Annotated in this window: 18 protein-coding genes and 1 other RNA gene; 9 read left to right on the forward strand and 10 right to left on the reverse strand. The window is 63.2% G+C overall.

Features of this window, described 5'->3' with window-relative positions:
- Positions 1-52: 52 nt before the first annotated feature.
- The 9 genes from ACERHN_RS15540 to ACERHN_RS15580 all read right to left on the reverse strand — a co-directional run bounded on the left by ACERHN_RS15540 (position 53) and on the right by ACERHN_RS15580 (position 8,603).
- Positions 53-1,150, reverse strand: coding sequence for an SPFH domain-containing protein (locus tag ACERHN_RS15540; RefSeq protein WP_415919929.1), 1,098 nt, complete (start codon positions 1,148-1,150; stop codon positions 53-55).
- A gap of 58 nt (positions 1,151-1,208) precedes the next feature.
- A complete protein-coding gene (locus tag ACERHN_RS15545) occupies positions 1,209-2,411 on the reverse strand; it encodes a Hint domain-containing protein (RefSeq protein WP_415919930.1) in 1,203 nt (400 codons plus the stop codon).
- Positions 2,412-2,500: 89 nt separating this feature from the next.
- Positions 2,501-3,421, reverse strand: coding sequence for a DUF2927 domain-containing protein (locus ACERHN_RS15550; protein WP_415919931.1), 921 nt, complete (start codon positions 3,419-3,421; stop codon positions 2,501-2,503).
- A gap of 36 nt (positions 3,422-3,457) precedes the next feature.
- On the reverse strand, positions 3,458-4,663 hold the full coding sequence (locus ACERHN_RS15555) for a toxic anion resistance protein (protein ID WP_415919932.1): 1,206 nt from the start codon (positions 4,661-4,663) through the stop codon (positions 3,458-3,460).
- Positions 4,664-4,677: 14 nt separating this feature from the next.
- Entirely contained in the window at positions 4,678-5,586 is a 909-nt protein-coding gene (locus ACERHN_RS15560; RefSeq protein ID WP_415919933.1) for a 5-bromo-4-chloroindolyl phosphate hydrolysis family protein, read from the reverse strand.
- 146 nt (positions 5,587-5,732) lie between these two features.
- Positions 5,733-6,551 carry a TerC family protein gene (locus ACERHN_RS15565; protein ID WP_415919934.1) on the reverse strand — a complete coding sequence of 273 codons (819 nt, stop codon included), beginning with the start codon at positions 6,549-6,551 and terminating at the stop codon, positions 5,733-5,735.
- A 117-nt stretch (positions 6,552-6,668) separates the two neighbouring features.
- A complete protein-coding gene (locus ACERHN_RS15570) occupies positions 6,669-7,427 on the reverse strand; it encodes a 5-bromo-4-chloroindolyl phosphate hydrolysis family protein (RefSeq protein ID WP_415919935.1) in 759 nt (252 codons plus the stop codon).
- 108 nt (positions 7,428-7,535) lie between these two features.
- Positions 7,536-7,739: a hypothetical protein gene (locus ACERHN_RS15575; protein ID WP_415919936.1), complete on the reverse strand. Its 204-nt coding sequence runs from the start codon at positions 7,737-7,739 to the stop codon at positions 7,536-7,538.
- Between the two features lie 60 nt (positions 7,740-7,799).
- Positions 7,800-8,603, reverse strand: coding sequence for a pseudouridine synthase (locus ACERHN_RS15580; RefSeq protein ID WP_415919937.1), 804 nt, complete (start codon positions 8,601-8,603; stop codon positions 7,800-7,802).
- Positions 8,604-8,655: 52 nt separating this feature from the next.
- Between ACERHN_RS15580 and ACERHN_RS15585 the strand changes: the two genes are divergently transcribed.
- The 7 genes from ACERHN_RS15585 (at position 8,656) to rnpB (ending at position 13,739) form a co-directional block, all read left to right on the forward strand.
- Positions 8,656-9,108 (forward strand): nucleoside deaminase, encoded by a 453-nt coding sequence (locus ACERHN_RS15585; protein WP_415919938.1) that lies wholly within the window; start codon positions 8,656-8,658, stop codon positions 9,106-9,108.
- Positions 9,109-9,218: 110 nt separating this feature from the next.
- Positions 9,219-9,875: a ceramidase domain-containing protein gene (locus ACERHN_RS15590; RefSeq protein ID WP_415919939.1), complete on the forward strand. Its 657-nt coding sequence runs from the start codon at positions 9,219-9,221 to the stop codon at positions 9,873-9,875.
- 31 nt (positions 9,876-9,906) lie between these two features.
- Entirely contained in the window at positions 9,907-10,194 is a 288-nt protein-coding gene (gene gatC, locus ACERHN_RS15595) for an Asp-tRNA(Asn)/Glu-tRNA(Gln) amidotransferase subunit GatC (protein ID WP_415919940.1), read from the forward strand.
- Positions 10,194-11,672 (forward strand): Asp-tRNA(Asn)/Glu-tRNA(Gln) amidotransferase subunit GatA, encoded by a 1,479-nt coding sequence (gatA, locus tag ACERHN_RS15600; protein WP_415919941.1) that lies wholly within the window; start codon positions 10,194-10,196, stop codon positions 11,670-11,672. Before gatC ends, gatA begins: the two co-directional genes overlap by 1 nt.
- A gap of 38 nt (positions 11,673-11,710) precedes the next feature.
- Complete coding sequence (locus ACERHN_RS15605; protein ID WP_415919942.1) at positions 11,711-12,550, forward strand: hypothetical protein; 840 nt, start codon at positions 11,711-11,713, stop codon at positions 12,548-12,550.
- Between the two features lie 17 nt (positions 12,551-12,567).
- A complete protein-coding gene (locus ACERHN_RS15610) occupies positions 12,568-13,224 on the forward strand; it encodes an N-acetylmuramoyl-L-alanine amidase (RefSeq protein WP_415919943.1) in 657 nt (218 codons plus the stop codon).
- Between the two features lie 117 nt (positions 13,225-13,341).
- Positions 13,342-13,739, forward strand: an RNA gene (gene rnpB / locus ACERHN_RS15615) — RNase P RNA component class A.
- A gap of 1 nt (position 13,740) precedes the next feature.
- Here the strand turns inward: rnpB and ACERHN_RS15620 are convergent.
- Positions 13,741-14,304, reverse strand: a complete 564-nt coding sequence (locus ACERHN_RS15620; RefSeq protein WP_415919944.1) for a TetR/AcrR family transcriptional regulator — start codon at positions 14,302-14,304, stop codon at positions 13,741-13,743.
- An 88-nt stretch (positions 14,305-14,392) separates the two neighbouring features.
- Here ACERHN_RS15620 and ACERHN_RS15625 point away from each other — a divergent pair, with 88 nt between their 5' ends.
- Positions 14,393-14,590, forward strand: coding sequence for a tautomerase family protein (locus tag ACERHN_RS15625; RefSeq protein ID WP_415919945.1), 198 nt, complete (start codon positions 14,393-14,395; stop codon positions 14,588-14,590).
- Complete coding sequence (locus tag ACERHN_RS15630; RefSeq protein WP_415919946.1) at positions 14,577-14,993, forward strand: MAPEG family protein; 417 nt, start codon at positions 14,577-14,579, stop codon at positions 14,991-14,993. The genes ACERHN_RS15625 and ACERHN_RS15630 overlap by 14 nt, the downstream gene beginning before the upstream one ends.
- Position 14,994 lies beyond the last annotated feature (1 nt).

Genomic DNA, 14,994 nt, shown 5'->3' on the forward strand with positions numbered 1-14,994 from the left:
CGGCCGCGTCCATGTCTGGGGCGCGGCCGTGCTGTTTTGGTATGTACTGGTTTCAGATACGGGGGGGTGGCGGGGGCGGCAGGATCGTGAAAAGCTGTGCCAATTCAGTGACATCTTCCGCTTTCATCCATCCGTCCTGACCGGCGGTCCAGACATAGGTTTCGCGGGTCAACTCGCCCGAAGCGCTCATGCGGCCCAGCTGTGACTTGGAAAACGGGCCCTTCGTCTCACCGTTTTCAGCCACGTGCCAGACATGTTCGACGGGCGGCGGCGGTGGTGCTGCGCGGGCAGGTTGCGGCGCTGCGGCACCTGCGGCCATCGCCTGACCCATCTGCATGCCGAGCCCTGCACCCAGCCCGGCTTCCATCGTTGCGGCGGCGGCACCGCCGCGTCCCAGTGCCTCGGCGGCCTGAAACTGCGTATATTCGTTGAGGTTGCCGATCACACCCATGGAAGACCGTTTGTCCATCACCTCTTCGACGGCGGGCGGCAGCGAGATGTTTTCGATGTAGAGTTCCGGCAGCGACAGGCCGTATTCCGCGATCTGATCAGAGATTTCGCGCGCCACAAGTTGACCCAGTTCCCGCGTGTTGGCCGCCATGTCGAGCACCGGGATGCCCGATTTGGCGAGCGTGCGGGAGAACTCCTGTACAATGATGTTGCGGATCTGAAAGCTGATCTCGTCCATGGTGAATTCACCATCGGTGCCGACGATTTCCACAAGGAACTTGGCGGGATCCGTCACCCGCACCGAATAGGTGCCGAACGCGCGCAGGCGCACAGGCCCGAATTCCGGATCACGGCAGATGATCGGGTTCTTGGTCCCCCATTTCAGGCCGTTGAACCGCGTCGTGTTGACGTAGTACACCTCGGATTTGAACGGGCTTTTGAACCCGTGATCCCAGTGCTGCAACGTCGTCATGATGGGCATGTTGTTGGTCTCGAGCATGTAGAGACCCGGGGTAAACACATCCGCCAGCTGGCCTTCGTGCACGAATACGGCCGCCTGGCCTTCGCGCACGGTCAGCTTGGCGCCGTACTTGATTTCGTGTCCCTCACGTTCAAACCGCCAGACCATGGTGTCGCGGCTGTCATCGACCCAATGGATGACGTCAATGAATTCGCCGGAAAGAAAGTCGAAAATGCCCATGGTAGCCCCTATTTTGCGCGCAACAGCTGCGGATTTGGCACGCAAAGTAATACATGGTTCAGGCCACAGGCCAAGGGGAACCGACAGCGTGTCGCCGCATGGCCTGGCAGCCGATCAGGGGGCGTATGGGTGCGTGGCAAAGAGGTTTTTGCCGCAGTTGGTCGATTTCGCGGCGCAGATTGGGATGCATCCGGCGCAACGTATAATCCCCCAGAAAAAGGCTTTCGACCGGCAGATTGTTGGCAAAGATGATCTCGTGACGTTCGAGCAGCAGATGATAGTAATGGATCTGGCGTTGCCCGCGTTTTGGCCGGACCCCGCGCCGATCCACAAATCCCTTGGCCGGTGCCAGAACCTCACGGCCACATGCCGTCCTGTGCATGATGCGATGTTGCGGCGACATGGTAAGGGCGGCGTCGGGTTGCCCCGACGCGATGCTACCGGCGTTGAAAGCGATGGGTTGCAGATGCTGGGTCGCATGGTGGTCAAAGGAGACGTGATAATGCAGGCTGGCCAGCACCGGCTGCGCACCGTGGTCGAGGGTTGTGACAAGGTCACCGGCGCGCAACTCCGAAATCGGGCGCTTGCCGCGCGGTGTTTCGATCCGCGTGTCCGGCCCAAAACACGCAATGAACACGGGCCCGGTCTCATAGCTGTTTGTGGAATAGTTGTACTGGTATGACGTGCCATCCGGCGCATCCGAAGCGACCGCGTGGCCATCGACCTCTCCGACAGAATTGGTTCCGGGGAAACCGGCCAAGCTGGAATTGCTGCTTGTTCCGCCTCCATCAAATTCGGAAAAAGCGCTTGGTTGGTCGTCCATGTTGAACACCAGGAAGTCTCCGGTGTTCGGGTCGACCAGCGCGATGGATTCGGATTCCGTCCCGCCTTCGGTGAGCAGGTTTGTGCTTGTGCCGCCGGCACCGGATTCTACACCACCTTCTGAGGCTTCCTGTGCGTTGTATCGGGGATCTCCCGAGATTTCGTTGATGATGTAGATCGTTTCACCCGGGGCGAGGATCGTGCCGGGTGCAAACGTGTGATACAGCCCATCGACCGGGTCGTCCTCCGCGTTTGTTCCTGTTGAATCGGACCAGATTTGCCAGCCCGAGATATCAATGGCTCCGCCGCTGGTATTGGTGAACGACACAAATTCGTCTTCCTGTGTCGTTGTTCCATCACCGTCCGAGTCAAATTCCGAGGCCCCGGAATTGTCGCCATAGACCTGATCAAAAATGACCCCGTTCAAAGAGGATGTCATGCGGTGCTCCGACGTCGCGTGGTGAACAGACCCGCTTTGGAGCAATAAGATGAAAATTGTTTTAAGTCAGAGCTGTATGCGCGTTTGATTCAATTTGTCAGCACGTCGCCGACACGTTCCGCGGCCAACTGGCGCACGGTGGCCCGTGCGTCTGTGCGCATTGCTCCGGGTGTCAGGCGGTCGTCGTAGAGCATGCCCAAGAGCGCCTCATCATGTGCGGTCAGCAGGGCGAATTCATCGTCATCGTTAAAGATGCTGGGCCGTGCGGCGGGGCTGTCATTGGGCAGGCCGAGGCCTTGCGCGATTTCCTCGTGAATGCAGCTGAGCCGCAAGAGGTCCGGATTTTCGGCCCGCACCACCGCCACCGCTGCCGTGATTGTGGCACGCCCGCTGCCACTGCCAAAGGCGACGACGGCGCAGTAAGTGTCGCGCGAGAAGGTCCGCAGTTGCGACAGGGGATTGCCCAGCTTGGCCGCCACGCGGTCCAGCACCTCGCCCCGGTCGTCTTCGGAGGCAAAGACCACGTAGAAATTCGGATTTGGCGCGACCGAAATGGGGTGGCCCGTGACCCGCGCCAGCCTGCGCGCATAGCTGCGCGTATCGGCGGTGTCTCGGGCGCGCTGGCTGGGCGGAACAGAGGCACCAAAGACAACGCCAAGGCGCACGGGCGCCTCCCAGCGGTTCAGCACCGCCTCACCGCCGCCGCTTTGTCCCGTGGGCGTGAATTCGTTGAAAAAGGCGATTTGCTCGAAATTGCGTGCGAGCATCGTGGCGGTGAAGGGCGTGTCCGGCCCACCGCCATCACGGCGCAGCAAACCTTGGGTCAGCTGGCTGGCCTGCACCGCGCCAAGATAGCTGCGCAGGGCGGCGCTGGCCTCAGACGTGGCGCGGACCGGCGGGGCGGGGGCCGCAACCGGTTCGGGCCGCGCGCGCGGAGTGAGCACGGGATCCACCGTGCCCACCGGCATGTCGCAGGCCGCAAGGACGGCAAGGGCCGCGATGCCGCCCATGCGCCTCCAAAGCTGCCGCGCGCCGACCATCAGGTCTCAGCTGGCCGCAGGGGGCACGGCGGTGGCCGCATTGTCGCCCACACCGTCGCGGCGCGCCTTGGCAGAGGCGAGCGTATCGCGCAGCTCCGCCTCCATCTTCTTGAGCTCCTCTTCGGCAGCGGCACGGCGCGCCTTGCCCTCGTCCGCGATCTGCAGGCTGTCCTGAATGGTGCCGATCAGGTGGGCGTTGGCCTCTTTGACGGCTTCGATGTCGAACACGCCGCGCTCCATCTCCTGGCGGATCATCTTGTTGCTTTCGCGCAGGTTTTCGGCGTTGGCGGTCAACAGCTCGTTCGTCAGGTCGTTGGCATCCCGCACCGCAGCCGCAGCCTCAGCCGAACGCTGGATCGTGACGGCCTGCGCCAGTTGCGTTTCCCACAGCGGCACGGTGTTCACGAGGGTCGAATTGATCTTGGTCACGAGGCTCTTGTCGTTTTCCTGCACCAGACGGATCGAGGGCAGCGATTGCATCGTCACCTGCCGGGTCAGTTTCAGGTCATGCACCCGGCGTTCCAGATCATCGCGCGCGGCGCGCAGGTCGCGCAGTTCCTGCGCTTTCATCACCTGCTGATCCTCGTCCGCGGCCTCAACTTCGGCTTCGGCGGCGGGGATTGTCGTCTCGTCCAGCTCGCGCAGCTTTTCCGTGCCCGCCGCGATATAAAGCGCCAGTTCGTCGTAGAATTGCAGCGTCTTTTCATAGAGCAGGTCGAGGGATTTGATGTCCTTCAGCAGCGTATGCTCATGTTCCAGCAGGTTGTCGGTGATCCGGTCGATCTGGCTCTGGACGTCCTCGAATTTCGCCGTGAACTTGGCAAAGGGTGCCGCACGGCCCAGCAGTTTTTCCCAGAACGTCCGCTCGCGGCGCACGTCCAGTTCGGACACGGAGAACCCGCGGATCGTGGTCACGATATCGCGCAGACCGTCGCCCGCAGGCCCAAGGTCCTTGTTGCGCACGTCCTGCAACATGGCCTGGCTGATTTCCTGCAATTCCGCCTGCGCGGCAGAGCCGAAGGACACGATGGAATTGGTATCGGCCATGTCGATCTCGCCCATGCGCGATTTGATCTCGGCGCTGACGGGCGCGTCGGCCTCGGCCAGCGGGACAATCGCATTGGCGTCGCTGGGTTCAGCCAGCACAACGGCGGTGACCTCTTCGACGGCGGGGGCTGCGGCTTCGGCCTTTTGGCGAACGTGTTCTGACATCGTGGTTGGACCCTTTACTGTTGGACGTCATCGGCGGGCGACACGCGCACGCCTTCGCGTTGCAGTCGATCCCGCAACACGTCGATTTCAATGGTGAGGTCGGTGCGATCCTCGGTGAGCATCTTGCGCGTGCGGCTGGCAAAGTTCTGTTCCAGATCATCCAGCAGTGCCGCGTAATCGGTGCGCGCCTGCGCATCGCGCGAGCGGCCATAGATGTCGGCGAACTTGACCGTCGCGTCACGCGCACCAATCAAATAGACGCCCAGGTATTTGCGCGCCGCCGTCAGGTCGCGCGGGTCCTCTTCGACTGTACGGATGAGGTCGCGGACACGCGTCTGAAACTGTTCCAGCCGGGCTTCCATCTTGCGGTCCTGCGCGCGTTTCATTGCATCGGTCATCTCGGTCAGCAGCGCTTCGGCCCCATCCACCACGCGCGCCACGCGGTCCTGCTGGAACGTGTCCACCCCTTCGAGGCCCTTGGATTTCAGCGGGTCGATCCCGAAGGCCGCAAGGTGCAGGCCAAATGCGGCCAGCCCGTACAGCAGCGGCGCGATAAAGCCGGGATCAGACCGGAATGCCGCCAGCGTCACCCCAAAGCCCACAAGGAAGGCCGCGATGATCTTGCGCGGCAGGGCGGGGCGGCGGGCGACCTTGCGGTCGTTATAGGCCGCTTCGGCCTTGAGCCCTTCGCGCAGCAGGAACGCACCGCCCGTCAGGGCTGCCGCACCGATCAGCCCCACGATCAGGCCGCGGGCCCCGTCATTCAGCGCCAGGAACACCATTGGAACGGCCGGCAGGAACATAAGGTTGGCGCGTGCGCCCACCGGGCTCACCCGGGCGCGGTCATAGCCTGCGGCCACCTGTGGCGTGGGCGTATCGTCATCGGTCTGCGGGCTGTATTTGCCGCCAAAGCGCTTGGCCATCGTTCAGAGACCTCCCATCAGCCCGGTTGTCACCCCGAACATCAGCAAGATCAGCACGACAAAGGCGATCTTTTGAAAGGCTGTTGGTTGCATGTCGGTCCCCACCGTTGGCTTTGCCTGAGTATAAGCACTTTGCAGGTGCAGCACTAGTGGCGCGCACCGGTGCGCCGTTCGGCGTTGAGTTTGCGGGTATAGCCGGACTGGATCACTTCGACCGCGACCAGAACGATGACGCTGAAGTAGAACGTTGTCTTGGACATCGGCACCACTTCGTAACCGAAGACCTTCAGCGCCAGACTGTCATCATGCATCGCATGGGCCGCCGCCTGTCCCGCCTCGCCCAGAAGGACAACGCCGACAATCAGCAGGATAAAGAGGCCGAGCACTTCGTACATGCGGTTTTTCTCCAGAAAGCGCGTCACGCCATCGGCCAACAGCAGCATCGCCAGACCCGAGAGCAGGATCGCGGTGGCGAGGATGATGAACACATCCGTGATGGCCAGCGCCGACAGCACCGAGTCGAAGGAAAAGATGAGGTTCATCAGGACGATAAGCATCACGACCTGCGTGGCAGATTTGCCGGATTTCGCCTCTACATCCGTGTCGAGGTTGTGGATGGTCAGCATATGCCCGATCTCCTTGACGGCCGTGTACATGATGAAGATGCCACCGAATATGAACACGATGGTGGCAAAGTTGACGCCACCGGTCAGCACACCTTCCCAATCCAGCACCACAAACGGCTCGGCCATCGCGTCAATCAGCTGGATCATCGTGAACAGCAGGATCACCCGCAAGACAACCGCCAGGATGATGCCCCAACGGCGTACAGCGGCCTGTTGTGCTACGGGCGCGCGCTGGCTCTCGATGGAGATATAGAGCAGGTTGTCGAAGCCCAGCACCGCTTGCAAAAAGCACAGCATGAGCAGGTTGCCCAGATTTTCGAGCGTCAGCAGATCGGCCATGGTTGTGTCCCCCGGATGGCGCTGTCTCGCGCCTTGTCAGTTGTGCCGCGCAGGATCAAGACAGGGGCGTCCGGACGCAAGGGGGAAATTTGTGCCCGCTGTCGCAAACTGTACCCGTCAGGGGCGGCCCAACTCCTGCGCGAGGCTTTCGCTGAGAACGTCGATTTGTGCATCGAGCTTGAGACGACCCTGCCGTGCATAGTCGTAGGCGCGTTTTTCAAACGCGTGCCCCAGATCCCGCAAAAGCGCCACATAGTTGGCATGCGCTTCCGTGTCACCGGTGCCGCGATAGACGGCGATGAACCGGTCGGACGCCTCTTCGGCCCCGTCGAGATAGACGCCGAGGTATTTTTGCAGCGACCGCGCGCGTTCGGGATCGTCCTCGACCGCTTGGACCATACGCTCGACCGCCTGCTCAAAGCGCATAAGGTGGGGCATGATCTCGGGGCAGGCGAGCGGCGTGACGTGGGATTTGATCCGCCGCATCTGGCCCATGACACGGGTGCGGGTCTTGTGCGTCTTGTGGGTCATGCGGGCCTGAGCCGTTTCAAGACCCTTGTTTTTGAACGGATCGATGCCGAAGGCGACGACTGACAAGACGCTGGCAATCACGCCCACGGCGAGGATCAGAGCGATGTCGCCACCGCGGTACAGAACAGTCAGGCCAGACGCCACGCCAAGACCAAGCGCGCCGGTCAGCCGCCCCTTGAACCGGGGCGCACGGGCAATCGCGCGGGCCGCATAGCGGTCCCCGGCGCTCAGCCCGAGCGAAATCGCGTAGAGCGCTGCGCCAAAGAGGCCCAGCAGTGCACCACAGATCAAAAGGTCCCGCCCCGTAGGGTCCGCCAACATGGAAAAGGCCAGCGGCAGGGTCATCAGAAAAACCAGTCCGACCGCCTGTTGATTGCGCGGATTGACCGGCATCCGCAGTTTTGGCGCAGCCGGCGGGCGATAGCGCGGCGGAACATGGGGCACGCGCATCGCTCAGAACCACGTCAGCTTGAGGATGAGGGCGCACAACCCGACAAAGGCGAGGTTTGGAAACAGCCGATGCATCGGGCCGTCGCCCGCGATGTTGAACCGCACAACGGCGGCGCAGATGCGCAGCAGGTTGCCCGCTTGCCATGCGATGACGGCGAGTGCTGCGAGAATGAGGGCAAAGGTGCCAAGGACGCTGAGGCTGATCATGTTGCGAATGTGTCGGCCCATTTGGGCGGCAACATGGCGGATCAGTGATTTTTTCGCGCGTTAGCGGGTGGGGCGGCGGGGTGGTTTGCGCTTGCGTTTGGGGGCGGCCCTGGCGGTGCCGGTTGGCACCGGTTCCTCAAGCCCCAGTTGTTCGCGCACGATACGGCGGCGGACTTCTTCAACGTCACCTGCCTTCAGCTCACCCAGTTGGAAGGGGCCGTAGCTGATCCGGATCAGGCGGTTCACCACGAGGCCGATATGTTCCATGGCACGGCGGATTTCGCGGTTCTTGCCCTCGCGCAGGCCGATGGTGAGCCAAGCATTTGCCCCCTGTTGCCGGTCCAGCGTGATTTGCATCGGCTGATACCGCACGCCTTCGACGGTGGCGCCAGCACGTAGCTGCTCAAACGCAGTGTCGTCCGGCGTGCCCTTGATCCGCACGCGGTAGCGGCGCATCCACCCGGTACTGGGCAGTTCCAGCTTGCGCTTGATCCCGCCGTCATTGGTCAGCAGCAGCAGCCCTTCGGAGTTGATGTCGAGGCGGCCCACGCTCATCACCCGTGGCAGATCCTCGGGCAGCGCGTCAAAGATCGTGTCGCGTCCGCGTTCGTCACTGGTGGTGGTCACCAGCCCTGCGGGTTTGTGATAGAGCCACAGGCGCGGCGGTTCGGGCGCACGCAGCGGCTTGCCGTCCACAGTGATCTTGTCGGTGTCGGTCACATTCAGCGCGGGGCTGTCGATGCGCTTGCCGTTGACGGAGACGCGCCCGGCGGTGATCATCGCCTCGGCCCCGCGCCGCGAGGCGACGCCTGCGCGGGCGAGCACTTTGGCGATGCGGTCGCCCTTGGGTGTTTCGGTGGTCATGCGCAGGCTTTAGCGCTTGCGCGGGGGCGAGGAAAGGGGCAGGGCGCGAGCCATGAGTTTTCGCAGCTATATGGAAGATGCACTGGTCGAGGCGCGCGCGGCGGGCGCGCGGGGCGAGGTGCCGGTGGGCGCAGTTGTTGTGGGTCCGGGCGGAGATGTGGTCGCCCGGGCGGGCAACCGCACGCGGGAATTGAACGATCCGACCGCCCATGCCGAGATATTGGCAATCCGCGCGGCCTGCGCTGCGGTCGGGTCCGAGCGACTTGTGGGTCATAACCTTTACGTCACTTTGGAGCCATGTGCGATGTGTGCCGCCGCCATTGCCGCGGCACGGGTGGCGCGGGTGTATTATGGCGCGTCGGATCCCAAATCGGGTGGTGTGGCGCATGGGGCGCGGGTATTTTCCCATGCCCAGGCGCATCACGTGCCAGAGGTCTATGACGGGATTGGGGCGGCGGAGGCCGAGGCGTTGTTGGTTGCGTTTTTTGCAGCGCGGCGGGGGTAACGCAGTCTGTTGCGCCTGTTGCTGGCTGCGGGAGCCTCCGGCGGGGATTTTTTGGAACAGAGACGGACATTGCCGATGGATTTGAGTGCGGGCGGGGTTAGCTGATCCTTATGGAGTTGTTGCGCGAGATTGACGGGTATTGCGAGCGGGTGGGCGCGCATTACTGGGCCGAGCCGGTCAATGCGGTGACCAATGCGGCCTTTGTGCTGGTGGCGGTGTTCATGTGGCGGCGCAGCGCGGGGGTGCCGTTGGCGCGGGCGCTGGCGGCGGTTTTGTTTGCGATTGGGGTGGGCAGTTACCTGTTTCACACCCATGCGCAGGTTTGGGCGGCGATTGCGGATGTGGCACCGATTGCCATTTTCATCCTGCTTTATGTGTTTGCGGTGAACCGTGATGTGATGCGCTGGCCCTCATGGGGCGCGTTGTTGGGAATGGTGATGTTCCTGCCCTATGCCGCGCTGACCATCCCACTGTGGCAGAACGTGCCCGTCTTTGGCGTGTCGGCGGGATATATGCCGGTGCCTGCGCTCATCCTGATCTATGCCGCTGTGCTGTGGCGGCGTGACCGCGACGTGGCGCAGGGATTTGTGATCGGGGCGGTGATCCTGCTGATCTCTCTGCTGGCGCGCAGCATTGATGAAAGTGTTTGTGACGCGCTGCCCCTTGGCACGCATTTCGCCTGGCATATCCTCAACGGTGTGATGCTGGGCTGGATGATCGAGGTTTACCGGCGTCATGTACTTGAAGGCGGTGGGGCTGCGCGGTAAAGCCGCGCAAGAGCTATTGCGAGGTCAAGCGATGTCCATTGATGAAACCACCGCGGCGCGGGTTGCCAAGCTGGCCCGGATCAAGGTCGAACCGGAGCAGTTGCCCGGCCTCGCGTCCGAGTTCAGCACCATTCTCGGCTTCATCGAACAGCTGAACGAGGTGGATGTGGACGGGGTAGAGCCAATGACCTCTGTCACGCCGCAGCGTCTGAAACGGCGCGCGGACGTGGTCACCGATGGCAGCCAGCAGGATGCCGTGCTGACCAATGCGCCCGAGGCGCGCGAGGGATTTTTTGCCGTGCCGAAGGTGGTTGAGTGATGTCCGATCTGAACAAGCTGGGCCTGGCAGAGGCCCGTGACGCGCTGCGCGCCGGTGATGTGACGAGCGTGGAGCTGACCGATGCGTGCCTGACGGCGATTGACGGGGCGGGCGCGCTCAACGCATTTGTGCACCACACGCCCGAGATTGCGCGCGATCAGGCCGAAACCGCAGATGCGCGGATCAAGGACGGTGATGCGCCTGCGATGTGCGGCCTGCCCATCGGGATCAAGGATCTGTTCTGCACCAAAGGCGTGCCGAGCCAAGCGGGCAGCCGCATCCTCGAAGGGTTCCTGCCGCAATATGAAAGCACGGTCAGTCAGAACCTGTTTGATGCAGGCGCCGTGATGCTGGGCAAGCTGAACATGGACGAATTTGCCATGGGCTCGTCCAATGAGACCTCCGTTTATGGCAACGCAGTCAACCCGTGGAAGGTGGACGATCGCGCCTTGACGCCGGGCGGCTCTTCGGGCGGATCGGCGAGTGCTGTGGCGGCGGATCTGTGCCTTGCGGCGACGGGTACGGACACGGGCGGATCCATCCGCCAACCTGCGGCCTTTACCGGCATCACCGGCATCAAACCCACCTATGGCCGCTGTTCGCGCTGGGGTGTGGTGGCCTTTGCCTCGTCACTGGACCAGGCGGGACCGATGACCAAATCGGTGCGCGACGCGGCCGTCATGCTGCAGGCGATGTGCAGCCACGATCCCAAGGATTCCACCTCTGCCGACCTGCCGGTCCCGGATTTCGAAGCGATGCTGACCGGCGACATCAAGGGCAAGACCATCGGCATTCCTGCCGAATACCGGATGGACGGCATGCCCGGCGAGATTGAGACGCTCTGGACCCAAGGGGCCGAGATGTTGCGTGATGCAGGTGCGAAGATTGTCGATATCTCCCTGCCGCATACGAAATATGCGCTGCCCGCCTATTACGTGATTGCACCTGCCGAGGCGTCGTCGAACCTCGCGCGCTATGACGGCGTGCGTTATGGCCACCGCGCAACCCTGGCCCAGGGCGACGGCATCACCGAGATGTATGAAAAGACCCGTGCCGAAGGCTTCGGCGCCGAAGTGCAGCGGCGCGTGATGATCGGCACCTATGTGCTGTCGGCGGGCTTCTATGACGCCTATTACAACCGCGCGCGCAAGGTGCGGACGCTGATCAAGAAGGACTTCGAGGACGTGTTTGCCCAAGGGGTCGATGCGATCCTGACACCGGCCACACCATCGGCTGCGTTTGGTCTGGGCGAGGCGTCCGATGATCCCGTGCAGATGTACCTGAACGATGTGTTCACGGTCACGGTCAACATGGCGGGCCTGCCGGGCATCGCCGTGCCAGCCGGTACGGATGCGCAGGGTCTGCCGCTTGGCCTGCAACTGATTGGCCGTCCGTGGGAAGAGGGTGATTTGCTGAACACCGCTTATGCGCTTGAGGCGCGGGCGGGTTTTGTGGCCAAGCCTGCCAAATGGTGGTAGACCACGCGCAACGATATCCCGGAACAGGGTGAGCAGAGATGGTATTCCGTAGTGTTTTGATGGCAGGCGCATTGGCCGCCCTGGCTGCATGTCAGCCCGCCATTCCCGACAGTGCCGCCGGTGTAGTCGATCCCGGACGCGGTGTGGGCTTCGACAACCCCTCCACCCTGGCCGCGCGCGAGGCGCGTGATCAACAGCTGCAAACGGGTGCGCCCGCGGCACCCGCTGTGCCCGCGGCACCCGGTGTGACGGCGCAGCCGTTGCCCGATGCGAACGCGCAAAACGCCACCGCACAGACCGTGCGGCGCCAGACTGCGGCGCAGCCCCAGACCCAGACCGCCCGCGCCGTCAGCGATCCCGCCGGTCTCGACGCGGAACTGGCGCAGATCGCAGCGCAAAATGATGCCGCCGCCGCCGCTGCCAATTCCGGCCAGGACGTGATCAACGCCAGCCCCTCCAACGCAGCACCCGTGATCCTGAACAATCCCGGCATCTCTGATGAAAACGATTTTGACGCCGTCGCCTCGCGCCGCTCGATCGAAGGCGATGCCGCCCGCTTGCAACAACGCCAGCAGCAATATCAGGTGGTGCAACCCACTGCGCTGCCGTCACGTGCCGGCAACGGGCAGCCCAACGTGGTGCAATACGCCCTGCAAACCACCCATGCGCGCGGCACGCGGGTGCACCGCCGGGTCAGCCTCGCCTCCGCTGCCAAGTTCCAGCGCAACTGCGCGGCCTACAATTCCGCAGATGAGGCACAGATTGACTTCCTCGCCTCGGGCGGTCCGCAACGGGACCGCAAGGGACTGGACCCTGATGGGGACGGCTTTGCCTGCAACTGGGACCCGGCCCCGTTCCGGCGCGCTGCGGGCAACTGACGTCGCGGACGGTGGTCATGCACCAACATCCGTCCCCGAACTGCGGCCTGCGCAGGGACGGCCTGACGCCCCGGTTCGTGGTCCTGCACTACACAGCAATGGCGTCGGCTGAGGCAGCGATAGAGCGTCTGTGCGATCCCACGGCCGAAGTCTCCGCCCACTACGTGATCTGCAAGACCGGGCGCATCACGCAATTGGTGGGCGAAGGCCTGCGCGCGTGGCACGCCGGCATTGGGACCTGGCAAGGGCTTGATGACATGAACTCCCGCTCCATCGGCATCGAACTCGACAATGACGGGCAAACGGCCTTTGCCGAGCCGTTGATGCAAAGCCTGCTGCGCCTCTTGCCACGCATCCTGCGCGGCTGGAACATTCCGCCACAAAACGTCATCGGCCATTCCGACATGGCACCGGGCCGCAAGATCGACCCCGGCCCATGGTTCGACTGGCCCCGCCTTGAGGCAGCAAGGCTGGCAGCACCCGTCGCGGTGCCACAACCAACCGACACATCACGGGATGCCTTCGTCCGCCTCGCACAGGCTGCGGGCTACACGGCCAGCGCGGATGCCGCGGCCCTTCTGACCGCCGTTCGACTGCGTTACAGACCCGATGCAACCGGCCCCTTGCAAGCGGCGGATTTCGACGCGCTGACTCGCACCCCCACCGGGGCCTGAGCGCCACCCATTCCCGTCTCTGTTCCAAAAAATCCCCGCCGGAGGCTCCCGCACGCGCCACCCGCATGACATCTGCCCATTGACGCGCCCCGGCTGCCACACGTATGGGCAGCGGGCGCGGAGAGGCGGATGGCCGCCCGGGGCGGGGCAACCCGTCCGGGAGGAAAGTCCGGACTCCCAAAAGCAGCGGTGCCGGGTAACGCCCGGGCGGGGCAACCCGACGGACAGCGCCACAGAAAACAGACTGCCCTGCATGCAGGGTCAAGGTGAAACGGTGGGGTAAGAGCCCACCGCCGGGCTGGCAACAGTCCGGGCATGGCAAGCCCCACCGGGAGCAATGCCAAATAGGGACCGCGCGCCGGCCTTGTCTTCGGGCAACCGGCGGGGATGCTTTTGCCCCAGCAGGTCCGGGTTGGCAGCTAGAGGGGTGTTGGCAACACCACCCCAAGAGGAATGGTCATCTCGGGGCGGGCAACCGCCCTAGACAGAATCCGGCTTACAGCCCCTCCGCGCATCTCACCACGTCCGGGCCGTGGCCCGCACGACCTCTGCCATGGGAATGGCGGCGGCCTTGTCGCCTGCCAGCTTGATCTGGCCCAGTGCGCCCCACAGCGCGCCCACAAGGAATTCGGCCCGCGTGTCCACCTCGCCAATGTTTGCCCGGGTCAGAGCCGCGGCAAAGGTGTCCTTCCACGCCGCGCGGTAGGCGGCCACCTGCGCACGCACGGTGTCATCCGTGCGCTCCAGTTCGAACACCGTGTTGACCATCAGACACCCGGCATGCGCAATGGCGCCCGGTGGCTCGTCCGCGGAAAACCCGGCAAAAACGGCATCAATCGCGTCGCGCCCCGGCAGGTTGGCCAGCGGCGCCAATTGTGCACGTACCGCGGCGAAATAGCGATCCAGCACCGTGTGAAACAACTGCTCCTTGTTTCCGAACGTATTGAACAGCCCCCGAACGCCTACGCCCGTCGCCTCTTCGAGCATCCGTGTGGTCGTCGCCTCAAACCCATGCCGCCAGAACGTCATCATGGCGGCGTCCAACACGGCCTCTTCGTCAAACTTGCGCGGTCTCGCCATTTTGCATCAGACGTTGCAAAACATACGCCTGCCTTCTATATCTAATTTTGCATCATGTGATGCATAACATCTCAAGGAGGACATTCCAATGCCGACAATCAAGGTAACGGTGCCATCTGGCGCCTGGAGCACCGAAGAAAAGGCCAGGATCGCCGAAACCCTGACCGGGGGGCTTGCGCAGGTGGCCGAAGGCGCGGGCAAGGGCGACATCAGGCAATACATCAACGTCCAGATCATGGAGGCCGCCTCGGGTGGCTACGCGATCGGGGGCAATGTCGTTGGCTGAGGGGATGCTGCCGGAGTTGTGGGCCGTCGCGGGCCTGTCGCTTGTGTGGCTGCTGCTGGTCTTTGGCCAGCAGCTCTACAATGACAAACTCAAAGGGGCGGCCTGGGCGCTGAGCAATCGCGATGATCAGGATATGTCACCCACCGCCAATCGTTTGGCGCGCGCGACAGTGAACCATGTGGAGAATACGGTGATGTTTGCACCACTTGCCCTGGTGCTGGTGGTTTCGGGCCTGAACACAGGCACGACGGCGGTGGCGGCGTTGGTGTTCCTGGTGATGCGAGCGGGTCATGCGCTGACCTATGCCCTTGGCGTAACGCATATTCGCAGCGGGTTCTGGATCGGGGGCGTCATTGCCACCGCGGTGACGGGATGGCCCTTGATCCGCGCTTTGTTTGGGTGAA

Source organism: Tateyamaria rhodophyticola (assembly GCF_047777875.1).
Taxonomy (GTDB): Bacteria; Pseudomonadota; Alphaproteobacteria; order Rhodobacterales; family Rhodobacteraceae; genus Tateyamaria.